The organism is Streptomyces sp. NPDC096105 (assembly GCF_044763335.1).
GTDB lineage: Bacteria > Actinomycetota > Actinomycetes > Streptomycetales > Streptomycetaceae > Streptomyces.
This window is the reverse complement of record NZ_JBIWGC010000009.1, coordinates 278,640-297,161: the sequence shown is the minus strand read 5'-3', so window position 1 is coordinate 297,161 and position 18,522 is coordinate 278,640. Positions and strand designations below refer to the sequence as shown.

12 protein-coding genes are annotated in these 18,522 nt (G+C 72.5%); 2 read left to right on the top strand and 10 right to left on the bottom strand.

Annotation, left to right across the window (positions count from 1 at the left end; genetic code table 11):
- The 4 genes from ACIQ8B_RS17500 to ACIQ8B_RS17485 all read right to left on the bottom strand — a co-directional run.
- On the bottom strand, nt 1-176 hold a 176-nt coding region (locus ACIQ8B_RS17500), incomplete at its 3' end, for a flavodoxin-dependent (E)-4-hydroxy-3-methylbut-2-enyl-diphosphate synthase (protein WP_403547731.1).
- 186 nt (nt 177-362) lie between these two features.
- Nucleotides 363-1,655 carry a M50 family metallopeptidase gene (locus tag ACIQ8B_RS17495; protein ID WP_403547729.1) on the bottom strand — a complete coding sequence of 431 codons (1,293 nt, stop codon included), beginning with the start codon at nt 1,653-1,655 and terminating at the stop codon, nt 363-365.
- Between the two features lie 8 nt (nt 1,656-1,663).
- The gene (gene dxr / locus ACIQ8B_RS17490) at nt 1,664-2,926 is read right to left on the bottom strand and encodes a 1-deoxy-D-xylulose-5-phosphate reductoisomerase (RefSeq protein WP_403547724.1); all 1,263 of its coding nucleotides are present in this window, start codon (nt 2,924-2,926) and stop codon (nt 1,664-1,666) included.
- Between the two features lie 128 nt (nt 2,927-3,054).
- Nucleotides 3,055-5,040: an acyl-CoA dehydrogenase family protein gene (locus ACIQ8B_RS17485; protein ID WP_290006522.1), complete on the bottom strand. Its 1,986-nt coding sequence runs from the start codon at nt 5,038-5,040 to the stop codon at nt 3,055-3,057.
- Nucleotides 5,041-5,312: 272 nt separating this feature from the next.
- On the opposite strand from ACIQ8B_RS17485, the gene ACIQ8B_RS17480 reads away from it, so the two are divergent.
- Entirely contained in the window at nt 5,313-6,323 is a 1,011-nt protein-coding gene (locus ACIQ8B_RS17480; RefSeq protein ID WP_106412190.1) for a LacI family DNA-binding transcriptional regulator, read from the top strand.
- A 51-nt stretch (nt 6,324-6,374) separates the two neighbouring features.
- Here the strand turns inward: ACIQ8B_RS17480 and ACIQ8B_RS17475 are convergent, their stop codons facing one another.
- From ACIQ8B_RS17475 to ACIQ8B_RS17450, 6 genes are all read right to left on the bottom strand, one after another.
- Nucleotides 6,375-7,088, bottom strand: a complete 714-nt coding sequence (locus ACIQ8B_RS17475; RefSeq protein WP_403547721.1) for a hypothetical protein — start codon at nt 7,086-7,088, stop codon at nt 6,375-6,377.
- Nucleotides 7,049-9,343 carry a glycosyl hydrolase family 95 catalytic domain-containing protein gene (locus ACIQ8B_RS17470; protein ID WP_403547719.1) on the bottom strand — a complete coding sequence of 765 codons (2,295 nt, stop codon included), beginning with the start codon at nt 9,341-9,343 and terminating at the stop codon, nt 7,049-7,051. Before ACIQ8B_RS17470 ends, ACIQ8B_RS17475 begins: the two co-directional genes overlap by 40 nt.
- Nucleotides 9,340-11,310 carry a beta-galactosidase gene (locus ACIQ8B_RS17465; protein ID WP_403547717.1) on the bottom strand — a complete coding sequence of 657 codons (1,971 nt, stop codon included), beginning with the start codon at nt 11,308-11,310 and terminating at the stop codon, nt 9,340-9,342. Before ACIQ8B_RS17465 ends, ACIQ8B_RS17470 begins: the two co-directional genes overlap by 4 nt.
- Before the next feature lie 145 nt (nt 11,311-11,455).
- Complete coding sequence (locus ACIQ8B_RS17460) at nt 11,456-12,412, bottom strand: carbohydrate ABC transporter permease (protein WP_290006529.1); 957 nt, start codon at nt 12,410-12,412, stop codon at nt 11,456-11,458.
- Nucleotides 12,409-13,473 (bottom strand): sugar ABC transporter permease, encoded by a 1,065-nt coding sequence (locus tag ACIQ8B_RS17455; RefSeq protein WP_290006530.1) that lies wholly within the window; start codon nt 13,471-13,473, stop codon nt 12,409-12,411. Before ACIQ8B_RS17455 ends, ACIQ8B_RS17460 begins: the two co-directional genes overlap by 4 nt.
- A gap of 26 nt (nt 13,474-13,499) precedes the next feature.
- The gene (locus ACIQ8B_RS17450; RefSeq protein ID WP_403547714.1) at nt 13,500-15,188 is read right to left on the bottom strand and encodes an extracellular solute-binding protein; all 1,689 of its coding nucleotides are present in this window, start codon (nt 15,186-15,188) and stop codon (nt 13,500-13,502) included.
- A gap of 365 nt (nt 15,189-15,553) precedes the next feature.
- Here ACIQ8B_RS17450 and ACIQ8B_RS17445 point away from each other — a divergent pair, with 365 nt between their 5' ends.
- Nucleotides 15,554-18,397 (top strand): glycoside hydrolase family 3 C-terminal domain-containing protein, encoded by a 2,844-nt coding sequence (locus ACIQ8B_RS17445; RefSeq protein ID WP_403547712.1) that lies wholly within the window; start codon nt 15,554-15,556, stop codon nt 18,395-18,397.
- Nucleotides 18,398-18,522 lie beyond the last annotated feature (125 nt).

The window sequence follows — 18,522 nt, the reverse complement described above, 5'->3', positions numbered from 1 at the left end:
TCCGCGATCTGCTGCAGCGTGGCGCCGATGTCCGACGTCCGCGTCGTGGTCATCGACTGCACCGACACCGGCGCGTTCCCGCCCACCGCCACCGATCCGACCTGGATCTGCCGGCTCTTCCGGCGCACGGCGAGCGTGGTCGGGACGGACGGCATGCCGAGAGAAATCGCAGTCATCTGCTGTGCAACCCCAAGTCGTGGATCAAGGTCCGGCTCCCCGTGAGCAGCGGGCTCCGGGCTCCGAGATTACGGCAACGGCCGATGCTCGAGCACATCGCGTCCGTAAACCCGCCCAAAGGGCGACGGCCCGGAACCCCGGGGTTCCGGGCCGTCGTGAACGGCGGGTGGCGCGGCGCGGAACGGTCAGGAGATGCGCACCGGGTTCACCACGTCCGCGATCAGGACGAGGATCGTGAAGCAGACGAAGATCCCCGCCACCACGTAGGCGACGGGCATCAGCTTCGCCACGTCGAAGGGGCCCGGGTCGGGGCGGCGCAGCACCCGGGCGAGGTTGCGGCGCAGCGACTCCCACAGCGCGCCCGCGATGTGTCCGCCGTCGAGCGGCAGCAGCGGGAGCATATTGAACAGGAACAGGGAGAGGTTGAAGCCCGCGAGGAGCATCACGAACATCGCGAGCTGCTGCGAGGCGGGGATGTCCAGCGTGGCGATCTCCCCGCCGACGCGGGCGGCGCCGACGACGCCCATCGGGGAGTCGGGTTCGCGCGGTCCGTCGCCGAAGGCCGCGTCCCACAGGGCGGGGACCTTCGACGGCAGGGCGGCGAGGGAGTCGACCGCGTCGCCGACCCGGTCGGTCATCCAGGTCACGGACTCGCCGAAGTCCTGTTTGACGACCCCGGTGGCGGCGCTGAAGCCGAGGAAGCCGGCCTTGACGTACTCGCCCTCGACGTAGGCGCCGTTGCCGTCCTTCTTGGCGACCATGTTGGTGGCGATGGTGGCCTGCAGCGTCACTTCCTCGCCGTCGCGTTCGACGACGATCGGCACGCTCTTGCCGGCGCTGTCCCGGATGAGGTCGGACAGGGTGCCCCAGTCGTCGGTCCGCACTCCGTCGAAGGCGACGATCTTGTCCTTGGCCTTCATGCCGGCCGCGGCGGCCGGGGACCGCGGGTCGGACTTCCCGCAGTCGTCGCGGTTCTCGCTCTGCGAGATCACGCACTGGGAGACCGAACTGACGGTGGTGGTCTGCTGCTGGATGCCGAAGCCCATCAGCACGGTGAGGAACAGCACGACCGCGAGGATCAGGTTCATGAACGGGCCGGCGAACATGACGACGACCCGTTTCCACGGCTTGCGCGTGTAGAACAGGCGCTTCTCGTCGCCGGGGCGCAGTTCCTCGAAGGCCGCGGAGCGGGCGTCCTCGATCATGCCGCGCCACGGGGAGGTGGAGCGGGCCTCCAGCCGGCCGTCGGGACCCGGCGGGAACATGCCGATCATCCGGATGTAGCCGCCGAACGGGATCGCCTTGACGCCGTACTCGGTCTCGCCCTTCTGCCGCGACCACAGGGTGGGGCCGAACCCGACCATGTACTGCGGCACGCGGATGCCGAACATCTTGGCCGTGGACAGGTGCCCGAGTTCGTGCCAGGCGATGGAGAACAGCAGACCGGCCGCGAAGACGACTATGCCGAGGATGAACATCAGGGTCGTCATGCACGCGCCTCCGCGCTCGCCGTCCGGGCTGTCAGTTCGCGGGCCCGCGCCCGGGCCCAGGTCTCCGCTTCGAGGACGTCCGACACGGTCAGGGAGGTTCCCGCGGCGGGCGTTCCGTGTTCCTCGACCACCCGGGTGACGGTGTCGATGATGCCGAGGAACGGCAGCGCGCCGGTGCGGAAGGCCTCGACGCACTCCTCGTTCGCGGCATTGAACACCGCGGGGGCGGTTCCCGCGAGTTCGCCGACGTGCCGGGCGAGGTTCACCGCGGGGAAGGCCTCGTCGTCGAGGGGGAAGAACTCCCAGGTGGACGCCTTGCTCCAGTCGAAGACCGGGGCGGCGCCGGGGACCCGTTCGGGCCAGCCGAGACCGATGGCGATGGGGCCCCGCATGTCCGGGGGCGTCGCCTGGGCCAGTGTCGATCCGTCCGTGAACTCGACCATCGAGTGGACATACGACTGAGGATGCACGACGACCTCAATGCGGTCGAAGGGAATGTCGTAGAGCAGGTGCGCCTCGATGACCTCCAGGCCCTTGTTGACGAGGGTCGCGGAGTTGATCGTGATGACCGGGCCCATGGCCCAGGTGGGGTGCGCGAGGGCGTCCTCGACGGTGACCGCCGCCAGTTCCTGCCGGGTGCGGCCGCGGAAGGGGCCGCCGGAGGCGGTGACGACCAGCTTGCGGACGTCGGCGCGGGTGCCGGCGGCCAGCGCCTGGAACAGCGCGGCGTGCTCGGAGTCCACCGGGATGATCTGGCCGGGCTTGGCCAGCGTCCTCACCAGCGGGCCGCCGACGATCAGCGACTCCTTGTTGGCGAGCGCGAGGGTGCGGCCGGCCTCCAGCGCGGCGAGGGTCGGGGCGAGCCCGATGGAGCCGGTGATGCCGTTCAGGACGGTGTGGCAGTCGGAGGCGGCGGCCTGGGTGGCCGCGTCGGGTCCGGCGAGGATCTCCGGCAGCGGCTCCCCCGCGCCGTACCGCGCGGACAGCGCCTCGCGCAGCTCCGGCACGACGTCCTCGCGGGCGACGGCGACCGTGCGGACCCGCAGGCGGTGCGCCTGCTCGGCGAGGAGGGCGACCCGGCCGCCGTGGGCGGACAGGGCGGTGACCCGGAAACGGCCGGGGTTGCGCAGCACGAGGTCGATGGCCTGGGTGCCGATCGACCCGGTGGAGCCGAGGATCACCACGTCCTTCGGGCCGTCTCCCGCGACGGGATCGTACAGCAGGTGCGGGTCGGCGAGGGGAGCTGGAGCGTCGGTCATGGCCCCCATTGTGTCCGGTCGCGGGGGACGTCGGGCCCCCGCCCCGGTACCCCGGGGGGCGTGTCCGCCGCGTGCCGGGAGCGGACGGAGGGGCCGTGCGCCGGGGCCGGTCCGCTCCCGGGGCCGGGTCAGCGGACCGGACGGCGCACGTTCTCCCGGGTGGAGGCGCCGGGGGCGGCGTCCGCGATCCACGGCCCGTCGTCGGACGGGTCGATCACGCCCTCCTCCAGCCACGTGTAGGAGCCGCCGAGGACGTTCTTCACGACCTTGCGGTCGAGGTCGTCGGTGTTGCTCCAGAGCCGGCCGAACAGTTCCTCGACGCGCAGCCGCGCCTGGCGGCAGAAGGCGTCGGCGAGCTGGTAGGCCTCGCGGCCGTGCTCGCCGCGGGCGCGCAGGAGCTCCGCGCGGACGCACGCGGCGCTCATCGCGAACAGTTCGGCGCCGATGTCCACGATCCGGCCGAGGAAGCCCTGCTTGGTCTCCATCCGCCCTTGCCAGCGGGACATGGCGTAGAAGGTGGAGCGGGCGAGCTTGCGGGAGGCGCGCTCGACGTAGCGCAGGTGCGGGGAGAGGTCGATGCCGTGCTTGAAGTCGCCGTACGCGCCCGGGAGCTGTCCGGGGCCGGCGACCAGTCTCGGCAGCCACTTGGCGTAGAAGACGCCCGCGTTCGCGCCCGCCCGCGCCTTGTCGCCGAGGGTCTTGTCGGGGTCGATGAGGTCCCCGGCGACGGACAGGTGGGCGTCGACGGCCTCGCGCGCGATCAGCAGGTGCATGATCTCGGTCGAGCCCTCGAAGATCCGGTTGATGCGCAGGTCGCGCAGCATCTGTTCGGCCGGGACCGCCCGTTCGCCGCGGGCGCGCAGCGAGTCGGCGGTCTCGAAGCCGCGCCCGCCGCGGATCTGGACCAGTTCGTCGGCCATCAGCCAGGCCATCTCGGAGCCGTAGAGCTTGGCGAGGGCGGCCTCGATGCGGATGTCGTTGCGGTTCTCGTCGGCCATCTGCGAGGAGAGGTCGACCACGGCCTCCAGGGCGAAGGTGGTCGCCGCGATGAACGCGATCTTGGAGCCGACGGCCTCGTGGTGGGCGACCGGCTTGCCCCACTGCTCGCGCTCGGCGGACCACTCGCGGGCGATCTTCAGGCACCACTTGCCGGCGCCGACGCACATCGCGGGCAGGGAGAGCCGCCCGGTGTTGAGGGTGGTCAGGGCGATCCTCAGGCCCTGGCCCTCCTCGCCGATGCGGTGGGACGCGGGGACGCGGACCCGGTGGAAGCGGGTGACGCCGTTCTCCAGGCCGCGCAGGCCCATGAAGGCGTTGCGGTTCTCCACGGTGACGCCCTCGGAGTCCGCCTCCACGACGAAGGCGGTGATGCCGCCGCGGTGGCCCTCGGACTTCGGCACGCGCGCCATGACGACGAGGAGGTCGGCGACCACGCCGTTGGTGGTCCACAGCTTCACGCCGTCCAGCACGTAGTGTCCCCCACTCTCGGCTTCGCTCGAGCGGGAGGTGCCCCCGTCCTCGGGCACGGCGGTGGTGGCGAGGCGGGCCGGGTCGGAGCCGACGTCGGGTTCGGTGAGCAGGAAGGCGGAGATGTCGGTGCGGGCGCAGCGCGGCAGGAACGTCTCCTTCTGCTCGCGTGTGCCGAAGATCTTCAGCGGCTGGGGGACGCCGATCGACTGGTGCGCGGAGAGCAGCGCGCCGACGGCGGGGCTGACGGAGCCGACCAGGGCCAGGGCCTTGTTGTAGTACACCTGGGTGAGGCCGAGGCCGCCGTACTTGATGTCGATCTTCATGCCGAGGGCGCCGAGCTCCTTGAGCCCGTTGATCACCTCGTCGGGGATGCGCGCCTCCCGCTCGATGGCGGCGCCGTCGACCTTCGTCTCGCAGAAGTCGCGGAGTCCGGCGAGGAACTCCTCGCCGCGCCGGACGTCCTCCTCGGCGGGGAGCGGGTGGGGGTGGACGAGGTCGAGGCGGAAGCGGCCGAGGAACAGTTCCTTGGCGAAGCTGGGCTTGCGCCAGTCCTGCTCCCGTGCCGCCTCGGCGACCTGTCGGGCCTCACGTTCGGTGACGGCCGGCCGGGACGGGGCCGGGGGTGTCTCGGGTACTGCGGACATGAGGCTCACCTCGCCGCGAATAGGATGGAGTCATGGCGGTACGGACGGGTGCTACTCGATCGTATGTACCCGATATGTAGCGAACCCACCACCCTGTGTGCCGCCGTCCGGCCGATCCGCGCGCAGCCGCGACGGGGGAGGCCCCCCTGTCGAAGCGCTTCGACTCTCTGGACATCGCACCTCCGTGGAAGCTAGGGTCGAACCGGTTCTCATGAGCTGTTTTACCGTTACCGCGCACGGTCGAAGCGCTTCACATCCCTGGGAGATGCCGGATGGTCACCCTCGCCGAGGTCGCCCAGCACGCCGGAGTCTCGGCGAGCACGGTGAGCTACGTCCTCAGCGGCAAGCGGTCGATCTCCGCGACCACCCGGCAGCGCGTCGAGCGCTCCATCCGCGAGCTCGGCTACCACCCCAACGCCGGCGCCCGCGCCCTGGCCAGCAGCAGGTCCAACATCATCGCGCTGATGGTCCCGCTGCGGACCGACATGTACGTGCCGGTGATGATGGAGATCGCCATAGCGGTCGCCACCACCGCCCGCACCCACGGGTACGACGTGCTGCTGCTCACCGGCGAGGAGGGCCCGGACGCGGTCCGCCGGGTCGCCGGCAGCGGTCTCGCCGACGGCATGATCCTCATGGACGTCGAGCTGGACGACGAACGCCTGCCCCTGCTGCGGGAGTCCGCCCAGCCGGCCGTGCTGATCGGGCTGCCCGCCGACACCACCGGACTGACCTGCGTGGACCTCGACTTCAGGGCCACCGGCGCGCTGTGCGTGGAGCACCTGGCCGGGCTGGGCCACCGGGACGTCGCCGTCATCGGCGAGGCCCCGGCCGTCTACGAACGGCACACCGGCTTCGCCGAGCGCACCCTGGACGGGCTGCGCACCCGCGCCCAGGAGACGGGACTGCGGCTGCTGCACCGTCCCTGCGAGGGCGGGTACGACGCGACGGCCGTGACGGTCGCCCGGATCCTCGACGAACGCCCCGGCACCACGGGCTTCGTGGTGCAGAACGAGGCGGCGGTCGAGCCGCTGCTCGCCCTGCTGCGGCAGCAGGGCCGGGCGGTGCCGGAGGACGTCTCGGTGGTCGCGGTCTGCCCGGAGCAGGTCGCCGTGCAGGCGTCGGTGCGGCTGACGTCGGTGTCCCTCCCCGCGCAGGAGATGGGCCGGCACGCCGTGGAGCAGCTGGTCGCGAAGCTCGACGGGCGGGGCGGCGACGAGGTCGTGCTGCTGCCGCCCGAGCTGACGGTCCGGGCCAGCTCGGGTCCCGCGCCGGTCCGCTGACCTGCCCCGTGCCGTCCGCACGGGTACGGACGGCACGGGGACGCGCGGCGGTCAGCCGCCGGAGACGGTCAGGCTGTCGGTGCGGAAGTCGAGGCCGCCGGCGGACGAGGTGATCTCGTAGCCGAACTGCACGTCGCCGATGGTCTCGTCGCCCATCCAGCCCTTGGTGTCCTTGATCCACTTCAGGACGGGGAGGATGTCGACGGTGCCGGAGGTGGAGTCCGAGGTGCGCAGGAACGAGAAGACCTCGTTGGCGCCGTTGTTCCCCTTGTACACGTTCCAGGTGTGGCCGCCGAGGCTCACGGTGCCCTGCGCGGTCCCGAGCGGACCGACGGCCCCGTTGTGGTTGACCCAGAGCATGATCTCGTAGTCGTAGTCCGTGTCCCAGATGTCGTACGAGGTGTTGTACGCGCCCGTCGACGGGACGGTGACCCGGTAGCTGCTGGCGAGCGAACGCAGCGAGGAGATCCGCTTGTCGATCACCTTCTTGGCGTTCGGGTAGGACTTGATGCCGCCGGTGTTCGGGTGGTCCGCCCAGACGCCCCAGTTGGTGCCGGAGTTGGCCCAGACGCACTGCGAACCGGCGCCGGAGCCCCAGATGTTGTTGTAGAGGATGTAGCCGTCCAGGGTGGTGTTGCCCCACTGGGCGCAGGAGTTCCAGACGGCGGCGTGCGCGGGCGCGGAGGCCGGTCCGACCGTCACGCCGAGGGCGAGGGTGGGGGCGATCAGCGCCCGGACGATCCCGCGCAGGGTTTTCGGTGCCATGGTGTTCCTTCCATGGGTGGGGGGACGTGCCTGGTCATCGCCGTCGCCGCCGGCAGCGGGACGACGCGCTCCTCGCCGGCGGCCAGGTCGAGCGGCTCGGCGCCGGCGGAGGTCCACAGGGTGATGCGGTGGGTGCGGTCGGGCCGGAGGACGGCGGTGCCGCCGTCCGGTGTCCAGGTGAGGTCGAGTGCGGCGCCGAAGCGGGTGCGGACGCCGGTCAGCCGCCCGCTCGGCAGCGCGGGGAGCGGGGCGGGCAGCAGCACCAGCCGGTCGGGGGTGGACTGCACGAGCGCCTCGATCAGCACGGCGGGCAGGGTGTGGGCGGCGTCGGCGTTGTAGACGTTCCGGTGCGGATAGTGGGCGCTCATCAGGGAGGCGTGGAAGAAGTCGCCGTCGAGCACGCGGCCGAGCGCGTCGGCCACCCGCTTGCCGTCCCGGAGCCGGGCGGCGATCAGGGCGTGGTGCAGATGGCCGTGCGCGGAGTCGTTCTCGGGGCCGCGCAGTTCGAGGGCGCGGCGGGCGGCCTCGGCGAGCTCCGGGGTGTCGTGAGGGGTGATCTCGTCCAGGGGCCAGACGCCGTAGAGGTGGCTGAGGTGGCGGTGGTCGTAGGTGTCGTCCAGGCCGGGCCAGGCCCATTCGGCGAGCGCCTTGTCGGCGTTGACGCGGTGCGGGGGCAGCCGGTCGGCGAGGGCGCGCAGCCGGCCGGCGCGGTCCGGGTGGTACGCGGCGGCGGTGTGCAGGGCGTGCCGGGCGGCGGAGAGGTCCATGGCCGCGTTCAGCGCGCCCCAGCTGCCGTTGGCGGGACGGTTCTCGGGCGAGTAGGAGGGGACGACGGCCAGCGAGCCGTCGGGGGCGGTACGGGTGAGGAAATCCTCGTAGAAGTCGGCGACTTCGGCGAGCGCGGCGGCGGTGCGCGGGTCGCGGGCGCCGTAGGTCTCGTCGTGGTCGACGAGCGGCTTGAGCAGCCAGTCGGCACCCGCGGTCCACAGGTGCAGGGGGTACTCGCGGCTGAAGTGGTAGCTGTGCCCGGACTCGCCGTCGGTGTGCGCGGGCGTGACCACCCCCCGGGCGCCGAACACCGCGCGGGCGTTGTCCCGCCAGTGGGGCGACTGGGCCTGGACGAAGGCCGCCAGGGCCTCGGTGACTTCCGGGAGGGCGGCCGCGGCGGCGGACGCGGTCTGGAGGTTGAGGTTGGCGTCCAGGGTGAACGCACCCGACCAGGCGGTGTCCCAGTCGCCGGTCCACAGCCCGGTGAGCCGGGGCGGGAACAGGCCGCTGGACGACAGCAGGTGATAGCGGCCGGCGGCGAACAGCCGCTCCAGCAGGGCGGGGCTGCGCGGCCGGGCGAGCAACGCGGATCCGGGCAGCGCCCGTTCGGCCGGGTCGGCGTCCAGGTCGAAGGTGACGCGCTGGTAGGCGGTGCGGTGCAGGGCGAGATGCCGGCCGAGGAGCCTGTCGTACGTCGGCTCGTCCGGGGTGAGCAGGTCGCGCAGGGCGCGGCCCTCGGCGGCCACGTCCGCCTCGCCGGTGTGCCGCCGCACCCGGGTGAGCAGCAGCACCGAGCGGGCGCCGGTGATCCGCGCCCCGGGCGGGGCGAGTTCGGTGCGCCCGCCGGTGACGGCGGCCACGGTCACGCCGGTGTACGCGAGGTCGCTGCCGGGGTAGCGGACGCGCAGGCTGAGCAGGGCGCCCTCGGCGGTGAGGACGGCGCCGTGTCCGACGCGCAGCCCGGCGGGCGCGTTCGGCAGGCCGTGGTCCAGGGAGAGGTGGAGGGTGAGGTCGCGGCCGGTGACGTGCTGGACGATCACGTCGTCGGCGCGGGAGACGAGGACGCGGCTGGTGCGGCCGTCGTGGCGGGCGGTGGCCTCGCCGGTGGCGAAGTCGACCGCGCGGCGGTAGCCGGTCAGGCCGGCGGCGCCCTCGTGGTGGCGCAGGCGGACCTGGAAGGCGGGGTGGAAGGGCCGCACCCACTGGAGCGAGCGTCCGTCGGTGAAGTCCTCGGCGGCGGTGAGGTCGCCGGCCAGCAGCCGGTCCTGGAGGCCGGGGAGCGCGTCGGCCAGCAGGGGCGGCAGCCGGTGCCGGCCGCCCTCGTCGTCGCCGGGCCGGACGAGGGTGTGGTGGGTGACGACGGTCCGGTCGTCGTCCGGGTCGCCGAGGACGAGCGCGCCGTGCCGGCCGTTGCCGCACAGGAAGGCGTCCTCCCAGCGGCCGGCCGGCCGGGGCTCCCAGGTGCCGTGCACGGGTCCGGTGGTCATGGCGCCAGCACCGCCACGCCGTAGCGGCCGAGGGTGACCCGGTCGGTGACGGCGGCGCCGGTGAGCAGGTCGCGGTGGGCGCCGGGGACGTCCACGGTGACCTCGCCGCGGCCGTGGTGCAGCAGGAACAGCAGCCCGCCCCGGCGCACCGCCTCGACCTCGTCCGGGAGCCCGTCCAGCACCGGCCGCGCCCTCGCCCCGGCGGCGACGCGGGCGAGCAGGTCCCGCAGCGCGTCCGGTTCGGGCAGGGTGGAGACGTACCAGGCGCGGCCCTTGCGCAGCACGGCCGGCAGTCCGTCCAGTTCGCCGCCCCGGTAGGCCACGGTCTCGTCGGCGGTGCCGTCGGGTTCCAGTTCCTCGGACCACAGGGTGCCGCGCAGGCCGCCCTCCGCCTCCACGGTCGCGCCCGGCTCCAGCGGCCACCACTCGTGCAGGGTGCGGATGCCGAAGAGGGCGCGCAGCCGCTCGTCCATGCCGCCGGGCCGCACCCGGTCGTCCTGGTCCACGACGCCGGTGAGGAAGCCGCAGACCAGGGTGCCGCCGCCGCGCACGTACGCCACGAGGTTGTCGGCGGCCCGGTCGGTGAGGAGGTGCAGCTGTGGGACGACGACCATCCGGTAGCCGGTGAGGTCGTGCTCGGGGTGGGCGAAGTCCGTGGTGAGGTGGGCCCGCCACAGCGCGCGGTGCCAGGCGCCGAGGATCTCGGCGTGGCCGGCGGCGCGGGACGGGCGGGCCTCCTGGTCGCTCGCCCACCAGGCGTGCCAGTCGTGCAGCACGGCGACGTCGGCGGTGACCGCGCCGCCGGCGACGTGCGGGCCGATCCGTGCCAGGTCCGCGCCGAGCCGGCGTGTCTCCTGGTGGGCGCGGCCTTCCGGGCCGGCGTGGCCGAGCATGCCGGAGTGGAACTTCTCGGCGCCCTGCCGGGACTGCCGCCACTGGAAGTAGCAGACGGCGTCCGCGCCGCGCGCCACGGCCTGCAGCGACCACAGGCGGTTCAGGCCGCGCGGCTTGGGGCGGTTCACCGGCCGCCAGTTGACCGCGCCGGCCGCCTGCTCCATGAGCATCCACGGGCCGCGCGCCTGCGAGCGGGTCATGTCCTGCACGAGAGCCCCGTGCTGCGCGCCGCAGGGGTCGTCCGGGTCGGGGTAGAGGTCGACGGAGACGACGTCCTCCTCCTCGGCCCAGCGCCAGGCGTCCTGCCCGGACCACAGCGGCATGAAGTTGGTGGTGACCGGGAGGTGCGGGGTGTGCCGGCGGACGATGTCGCGCTCGGCGGTGAAGCACTCCAGGAGCATGTCGGAGGTGAAGCGCCGGAAGTCCAGCACCTGCGCGGGGTTCTTCAGGTAGTGGGTGCGCCGGGGCGGCAGCACCTCCGCCCAGTCGCCGTAGCCCTGGCTCCAGAAGGCGGTGCCCCAGGCGGTGTTGAGGGCGTCGAGGGTGCCGTGACGGCGGCGCAGCCAGGTGCGGAAGCGGGCGGCGGCCTCGTCGCCGTGGTCGAAGGTGCAGTACTCGTTGTTGATGTGCCAGAGGGTGAGGGCCGGGTGGGCGGCGTAGCGGGCGGCCAGGTCCTCGGTGATCGCGGCGGCCAGGCGTCGGTAGGTGGCGCTGGAGTGCGAGAAGTGCTGGCGGCCTCCCCACAGTTCGGTGTGGCCGTCGGCGTCGACGGGCAGCGTGTCCGGGTGCAGCCGGCCCACCCACGGCGGCGGTGAGGCGGTGGGGGTGGCGAGGACGACGCCGATGCCGTTGTCGTGGGCCAGGTCCATCAGCCGGTCCAGCCAGCCGAAGTCCCGCTCGCCCGGCCGGGGTTCGATCCGGGACCAGGAGAAGACGCCGAGGGTCACGGAGTTGACCCCGGCCTCGCGCATCAGGCGGACGTCCTCCTCCCAGGTCTCCTCGGGCCACTGCTCGGGGTTCCAGTCGCCGCCGTAGAGGATGCGGCCGCGGGTGACGTCGTCCAGGCGGGGCATCAGACGGTCCCCCGGGTTCGGGCGGCGGGCGCCGCGCACCGGCGGACGGAGGGCACGAACATGTCAGGTCCTCGGAACAAGGGGCGGTCGGAGAGGCTGCGCGGGCGCGGGACGCCCGGTGTCACCGGGCGTCCCGAGCAGGGGGTCATCCCTTGACCGCCCCGGTGAGCATCCCCTTCTTGAAGTGCTTCTGGACGAAGGGCGAGAGCACGGCCACCGGCAGCAGGGCCAGCACCATCACGGCCATCTGGATGGCCAGCGGGGACAGCTGCCCCGTGTTGATCTGCGCGGCCAGGCCGACGGGCCGCTCCTGCTTCTGCACCAGTTGGATCATGACGTTCTGCAGCGGCATCATGTCCTGGTCGGTGAGGTAGATGGAGGCGTTGAACCAGGCGCTCCAGTACCCCACCGCGTAGAACAGGGAGATCACCGCGATGACCGCGCGGGACAGCGGCATCACGATGCGGAACAGGATGCGCCACTCCCCCGCGCCGTCGATGCGGGCGCTGTCGACGAGCTCCTGCGAGATGTTCATGAAGAACGCGCGCAGCACCAGGATGTTGAACACGCTCACCGCGCTCGGCAGGATCAGCGCCAGATAGGTGTCGGTGAGTCCGAGCGCCTGCACCAGCAGGTAGGTCGGGATGAGCCCGGCGCCGAAGAACATGGTGGCGAGCAGGGTCATCAGGATCCAGCGGTGGCCCAGCGAGCCGCTGCGGGAGAGGCCGTAGGCGCAGAGCACCGACACGGCCATGCTGAACAGGGTGCCGACGACGGTGACGCCGACGCTGACCAGGGCGGCGCGCTGCACCTGTCCGCCGCCGAGCAGCTCCTGGTAGGCGACGAAGGTGATGCCCTTGGGGATCACCACCAGGCCGCCGGCCTCGTCGATGGTCTTCTTGGTCTGCAGACTGGTGACGATCACGATCCACAGCGGGAAGAGGATGGCCAGGCAGGCGAGACCGAGGGCGAGGCCCTTGCCGGCCTGCCCGGCGCGGGACGGCTCCTCCTCCCACACCGGGCGGGGCGGCGCGGACCAGCGGCCGGGCTTCTTCACCCGGGTCTTCCCGGGGTCCGGGCGGGTGCCGAGGACGGCGGTCATTTCTTGTACACCCCCTGCTCGCCCATGAGGTGGGCCACCTTGTTCGCGGTGAGGACCAGGCCCAGGCCCACCACGCCCTTGATGAGTCCCGCCGCGGCGGCGTAGCTGAAGTCCTGGTTGCGGATGCCGTTCCACCACACGTAGGTGTCGAGGACCTCGGAGGCGTCGACGCCCACCGCCTGTCTCTGCAGCAGCAGTTGCTCGAAGCCGACGGTGAGGGCGTCGCCGACGCGCAGCACCAGCAGCAGGGCGATCACCGGGCGCAGCGCGGGGAGGGTGACGTGCCACATGCGGCGCCAGCGTCCGGCGCCGTCCATGGCGGCGGCCTCGTACAGGTCGTTGGAGACGGAGGAGAGGGCGGCGAGGAAGACGATGATGCCCCAGCCGGCGTCCTTCCAGACGGTCTCGGCCGTCACCAGGTACTTGAAGATCTCCGGGTTCGTCATCAGGTCGAAGCCCTCGTAGCCGTGGCGGCGGAGGGTCTGCGCGATGATGCCGGCGCCGCCGAAGATCTGCATGAAGACGGTGACGACGAGCACCCAGGAGAAGAAGTGCGGCAGGTACATGATCGCCTGGGCGACCGCCCGCACCCGGGGCCGCACCACGCTGTTGATGAGCAGCGCGAGCAGGATCGGGACCGGGAAGTAGAGCACCAGCTGGAGGAAGAACAGTACGAAGGTGTTCCGCACCGCGTGCCAGAAGGCGGAGTCGGCGAAGATCCGCTCGAACTGCTCGAGGCCGACCCACGGGCTCTCGAAGATGGCGACGAAGCCGTTCTCGCTGAGATAGGGGTCGTAGTCCTGGAACGCGACCACGTTGCCGAGGATCGGCACGTAGTTGAAGACCAGGACCAGCAGCAGGGCGGGGACGGTCATCAGGATCAGCGTGCGGTCGCGCCGCCACCTGAGCCGGAACCCCAGCCTGCCGGAGTTCTTCCTCCCGGGCCCCCGCCCGCCCCGCCGGGCCGCGGCCGGGCCCTTGAGGGACCCGGCCGCCTCACCGGCGTCCTGCTGGGGTGTCTGCGCCTCGGTCGTCCCCCGAGGCACCGTGCTGTGCGACACGGCCGTCTCCTTGCCTCAGGTCCGGGTCAGTCGGCCGAGCCGTTGTCGTCGAGCAGCTTGCGGTACCAGTCGCGCAGCCCGTCGCCGCCCCTGCTCCGCCAGTCGGACACGGCCTGCTGCACGTCACCGATCTTCTTGCGGCCGCGCACCACGTCGTCCTCGAGCTGCTCGAAGTCGTCGGCGAGATTGGACCAGCGGGTGGGCTCGGTGACGGTGAGCCCGAAGAACGACGACTTCTTGGTGAAGGCCCCCATGCGCTGCTGCCACTCGACCATCCCCTTGGTGACCTCGGGCAGGTCGGGGTAGGCGATGTACGGGGCCGGGTTGCCGGTGTAGTCGTAGGCGCCGTTGACCTCGTTGACGCCCTGCTGCGTCTTGACCGGCAGGCCCTTCTCGACCGTGTAGTCGGTGCCCTCGACGCCGTAGGCGGTGAGCATGAACTCCTTGGTGCCGTACGGCGCGGCGCAGAAGTTGCAGAGCGCGAGGAAGTCCTTGATCTGCTGCTCGGACGCCTTCCTGGAGACGAAGGTGAAGATGTTGGCCGGCTGGACCGCCCACAGGGTGGGATCGCCGCCGTCGGGGCCGAAGTAGTCGAACGCCTCCATCTCGAAGCCGGCGTTCTGCGTGCGCTGTTCGGCGGTCTTGCCCCACCAGTCGGAGATGTTCTGGTTGTAGACCAGCACCTCGCCGGCGGTGAACCGGTTGCCCGCGTCACCGCCCGCCTTGCCCTGCACCGCGTCGGGGTGGACCACTCCGGCGGCGTACAGCTTGCGGGTCCACTCCAGCGCCTCGAGGTACTGCTCGGTCTCGATGCGGTTGACCAGCTTGTCGCCCTCCAGGTTCCACCAGAGCGCCTTGTCGCTGCCGGAGAGGACGCCGAAGATGTTGAACGCCGTCCACTTCATGTCGTCGCAGGCCCACAGCTTGGACTTGGCGTCGGTGGCCTCCTTCGCCCACGCCAGGAACTCGCCGGGGTCGCCCGGGACGCTGTAACCCCGCTTCGCGAACAGGTCCTTGCGGTACAGCGGCGCGATGTCGGTGACGTACGAGGCGGGCATCGGGACGCCGCGCAACCGGCCGCCGAAGATGCCGCGCTGCCAGGCCTCGGTGGGGACGGCGGCGAGGTTCGGGTAGTCCTTCACCTTGTCGCCGGAGAGGTAGGGGCCGAGGTCGGCGAACTTGGCGTTGATCGCGCCGGGGATGCGGCCCATCAGGTTCCAGCCGGGGACGACCACGACGTCCGGGACCTCGCTGGAGGCGAGCACCGCGCCGAGCTTCTGGTCGTAGGTGACACCGTCCTGGTTCTGCCAGGTGACGTCGACGCCCACGGCCTCGTTCATCGCGGTGTAGTACGGGTTGTCGCCCTTCGGCGGGGTGCCCCAGAACGGCGACATGACGGTCAGCCCGCCGCCGCTGCCGAGCTTCTTCGGCACCGAGGTCTTCAGCTCGGCCGTGGGGATCGCCCGGGTGAAGCCGGCCGCCGACCCGTTCTTCGCCGGGATGTCCGGGGTGACGACGTTCGACGCCACGAACGCCGGGAGGATCTTCGCGGCCTCCTTGCCCGAGGTGGTGCCCTCCTTGCGGCCCTCCTGGCCCCCGCCGCCGCAGGCGGCCAGCAGCGGCGTCCCCGCGGCCACCGCCGCGGTGGCGGCCGCCGTGGAGGCGAGGAAGCTTCTCCGGCTCGGCCCGGAGGAGGAAGCGGCGTTCGGCGTCATTGCGTCAACCCTTCGTGGCGCACCAGGACACCCGGCAGGTGGCCGTCGGCTGTGGTGTCTTCGGTGGAACTGGCCGATCGGAAGCGGTCGTCCGGCGGGAGATGCACGCCCTCACGGCGGCCTCGCTGTCGAAGCGCTTCGATGTGCTGCGAGGTTAGGGGAACACCCAGAGGCGCACAAGAGCCGATTCGATAATTCCTGAGACAGATGCGCGATCACTTGGGAGGGGAGTCAGGAGAGCGGGGGCACCGCACGACAGAACGACGCAGGGGTCTCCGCGCGTGGATCCCTTGACACCCGACACGAGCGCACCGAGCATCGAAGCGCTTCGAAAGCGCAGCGCTCCATCCCGAGGGGACTCCCACGTGACCGCACCCACCCCGCCCACGCCGCCGTTCCGCGACCCGGACCTGCCGTTCGCCGAGCGCATCGACGACCTGCTGTCGCGGCTCACCCTGGACGAGAGGATCGGTTTCCTGCACCAGTTCGCCCCGGCCGTCGAGCGGCTGGGCGTCGCCGCGTTCCGCACCGGCCAGGAGGCCCTGCACGGGGTCGCCTGGATGGGCCCGGCGACCGTCTTCCCGCAGGCCGTGGGGCTGGGCGCGACCTGGAACGAGGACCTGGTGCGCCGGGTGGGCGAGGCGGTCTCCCGGGAGGCCCGCGCGATGCGCGCCCGGGACGAGCGGGTCGGCCTGAACGTCTGGTCGCCCACCGTCAACCTGCTGCGCCACCCGCTGTGGGGCCGCAACGAGGAGGGCTACTCCGAGGACCCGCGGCTCACCTCGGCGATCGCCACCGCCTACACCCGCGGCCTGCGCGGCGACCACCCGGTGTACTGGCGCACCGCGCCCGTCCTGAAGCACTGGCTGGCGCACAACAACGAGACGCGCCGGGACACCGCGTCCAGCTCGGTACGGCCGCGCGTGCTGCACGAGTACGACCTGCGGGCCTTCCGCGACACCGTGGAGGCGGGCGCGGTGGCCGGGGTGATGCCGGCGTACAACCTGGTCAACGGCCGCCCCAACCACGTGTCGCCGTACCTGCGCGAGCAGTTGCGCACCTGGACCGAGGAGGAGCTGCTGGTCTGCTCCGACGCGGGGGCGCCGTCCAACCTGGTCGACTCCGAGCACTACTTCGACACGCACGAGGAGGCCACGGCGGCGGCACTGCGCGCGGGCGTCGACAGCTTCACCGACCACGGCACCGACAGCACGAAGATCGTCGCCCGGCTCAAGGGGGCGCTGGAACAGGGCCTGTTGACCGAGGAGGACATCGACACGGCGGTCCGGCGGCAGCTGTCGGTGCGGTTCCGGCTCGGCGAGTTCGACCCGGACAGGGACCCGTACGCCGACGAGCGGGCCTTCGACACCCCCGAGCACCGGGCGCTCGCCCAGGAGGCCGCCGAGCAGGCGGTCGTGCTGCTGAAGAACGACGGTCTGCTGCCGCTCGCCCCCGGCCTCCGGATCGCGGTGACCGGGCTGCTCGCCGACGAGTGCAAGCTCGACTGGTACAGCGGCGGCCTGATCCACCGCTCCACCCCGCTGGAGGGCCTGTACGAACGGTTCGGCGCCGACCGCGTGGAGTTCGCCGAGGGGGTGGACCGCGTCCTGCTGCGCACCTCCTCCGGCGCCTTCCTGCACGTGCCGCCCGCGCCCGACGCCCCGGAGACGGCGCGCGGCGCCGAGGGCGCCCTCGACCCGGCGCTGCTCGCGGGCCGCACCGACCTGCCGCCGCTCACCGCGGGACCGGACGGCACCGAACTCGCCCTCGTGGACTGGGGCGACGGCGTGCTCACGCTGCGCGCCCCGGACGGCCGGTACCTCTCGGTCGCCGATGACGGGTACCTGCGCGCCTCCGCCGACCAGCCGGGCGGCTGGATCGTGCAGGAGACGTTCCGGCTGGAACCGCACGGCGACGGCCACCTGCTGCGCCACCTGGGGACCGGACACCCCGTGCGGGTCACCCCGGACGGGGTGCGGGCGGCCGAGGGCGAGCCGGAGGTGTTCGAGCTGGTCGTCACCGAGCGCGGGGAGGACGCCGTGGCCCGTGCCGCCGCCGGGGCCGACGTGGTCGTGGTGGTCGCCGGCAACGACCCGCACATCAACGGGCGGGAGACGGAGGACCGCACCACCCTGCGCCTGCCCGCCCAGCAGGAGCGGCTGCTGCGCGCCGCCCGGACCGCCAATCCGCGCACGGTGCTGGCCCTGGTGTCCGCCTACCCGTACGCGGTGGACCCGGCGGACCTCCCGGCGGTGCTGTGGACCGCGCACGGCGGCCAGGCGGCCGGCACGGCACTGGCCCGGGTGCTCGCCGGGGACGTCTCCCCCGCCGGGCGGCTGCCGCAGACCTGGTACGCCGCCGACGCCGACCTGCCGGACCTCCTCGACTACGACGTGATCGGCGGGCGCCAGACCTACCTCTACTTCGAGGGCGCCCCGCTGTTCCCCTTCGGCCACGGCCTGTCCTACACGTCCTTCTCCTACGGGGAGCTGACGGCGGACGTGACGGGCTCCGGGGTGCGGGTCGCGTTCGAGGTGACCAACACCGGCGCGGTGACGGCCGACGAGGTGGCCCAGCTCTACGGGCGGGCCCCGGACCCCTCGGTGCCGCGTCCGCGCCGCGAACTGCTCGGCCACCGCCGGGTGACGCTGACGCCCGGGGAGAGCACCCGGCTCTTCTTCGACCTGCCGCTGTCCGCGTTCGCCTTCTGGGACGTGGCGGCCGGCCGGTGGCGCGTGGAGCCGGGGGCGTACGAGCTGCTGGCCGGCGCGTCCAGCGAGGACGTGCGGCTGCGCGCCACGGTCACGCTGGAGGGCGAGCCGGGCGGTCCGCGCCCGGTCGTCGAACGCGGCCTGGAGGCGGCCTGCTTCGACGAGCAGAGCGGCACCGAGATCGTCGACCGGACGAAGGAGGCCGGCGACGCGGTGACCCCGGTCGACGGCAAGGACGGCGAACTCCTCTACCGGCGCTGCGACTTCGGTGCCGGGGTGCGGGAGGTGTCCGTGGAGGTGTCCGGCACGGGCACGGTCGAGGTCGTCCTCGACAGCGGCCCGCCGCCGGCCTCCCTGTCCTCGGACGCGCCCACGGCGGACCCGTACGCGTACGTCACGCTGACCGCGCCCGTCGCCGGGGCGCCCGGCGGGGTGCGGGACGTACGGCTGCGGGTGCGCGGGGCGCTGCGGGTGGCGCGGATCGGCTTCGGGGGCTGAGACCCGGCACGGCCGTGGGGGGGGGGGGGGGGGCGGCCCGGGGGGGGGGGGGCCGGGCGGCCGGGGGCCCCCACCGCCGTTGTGCGGGGGCACCGCACAAAGCCGCCCGGACTGGGCCGCGGCAC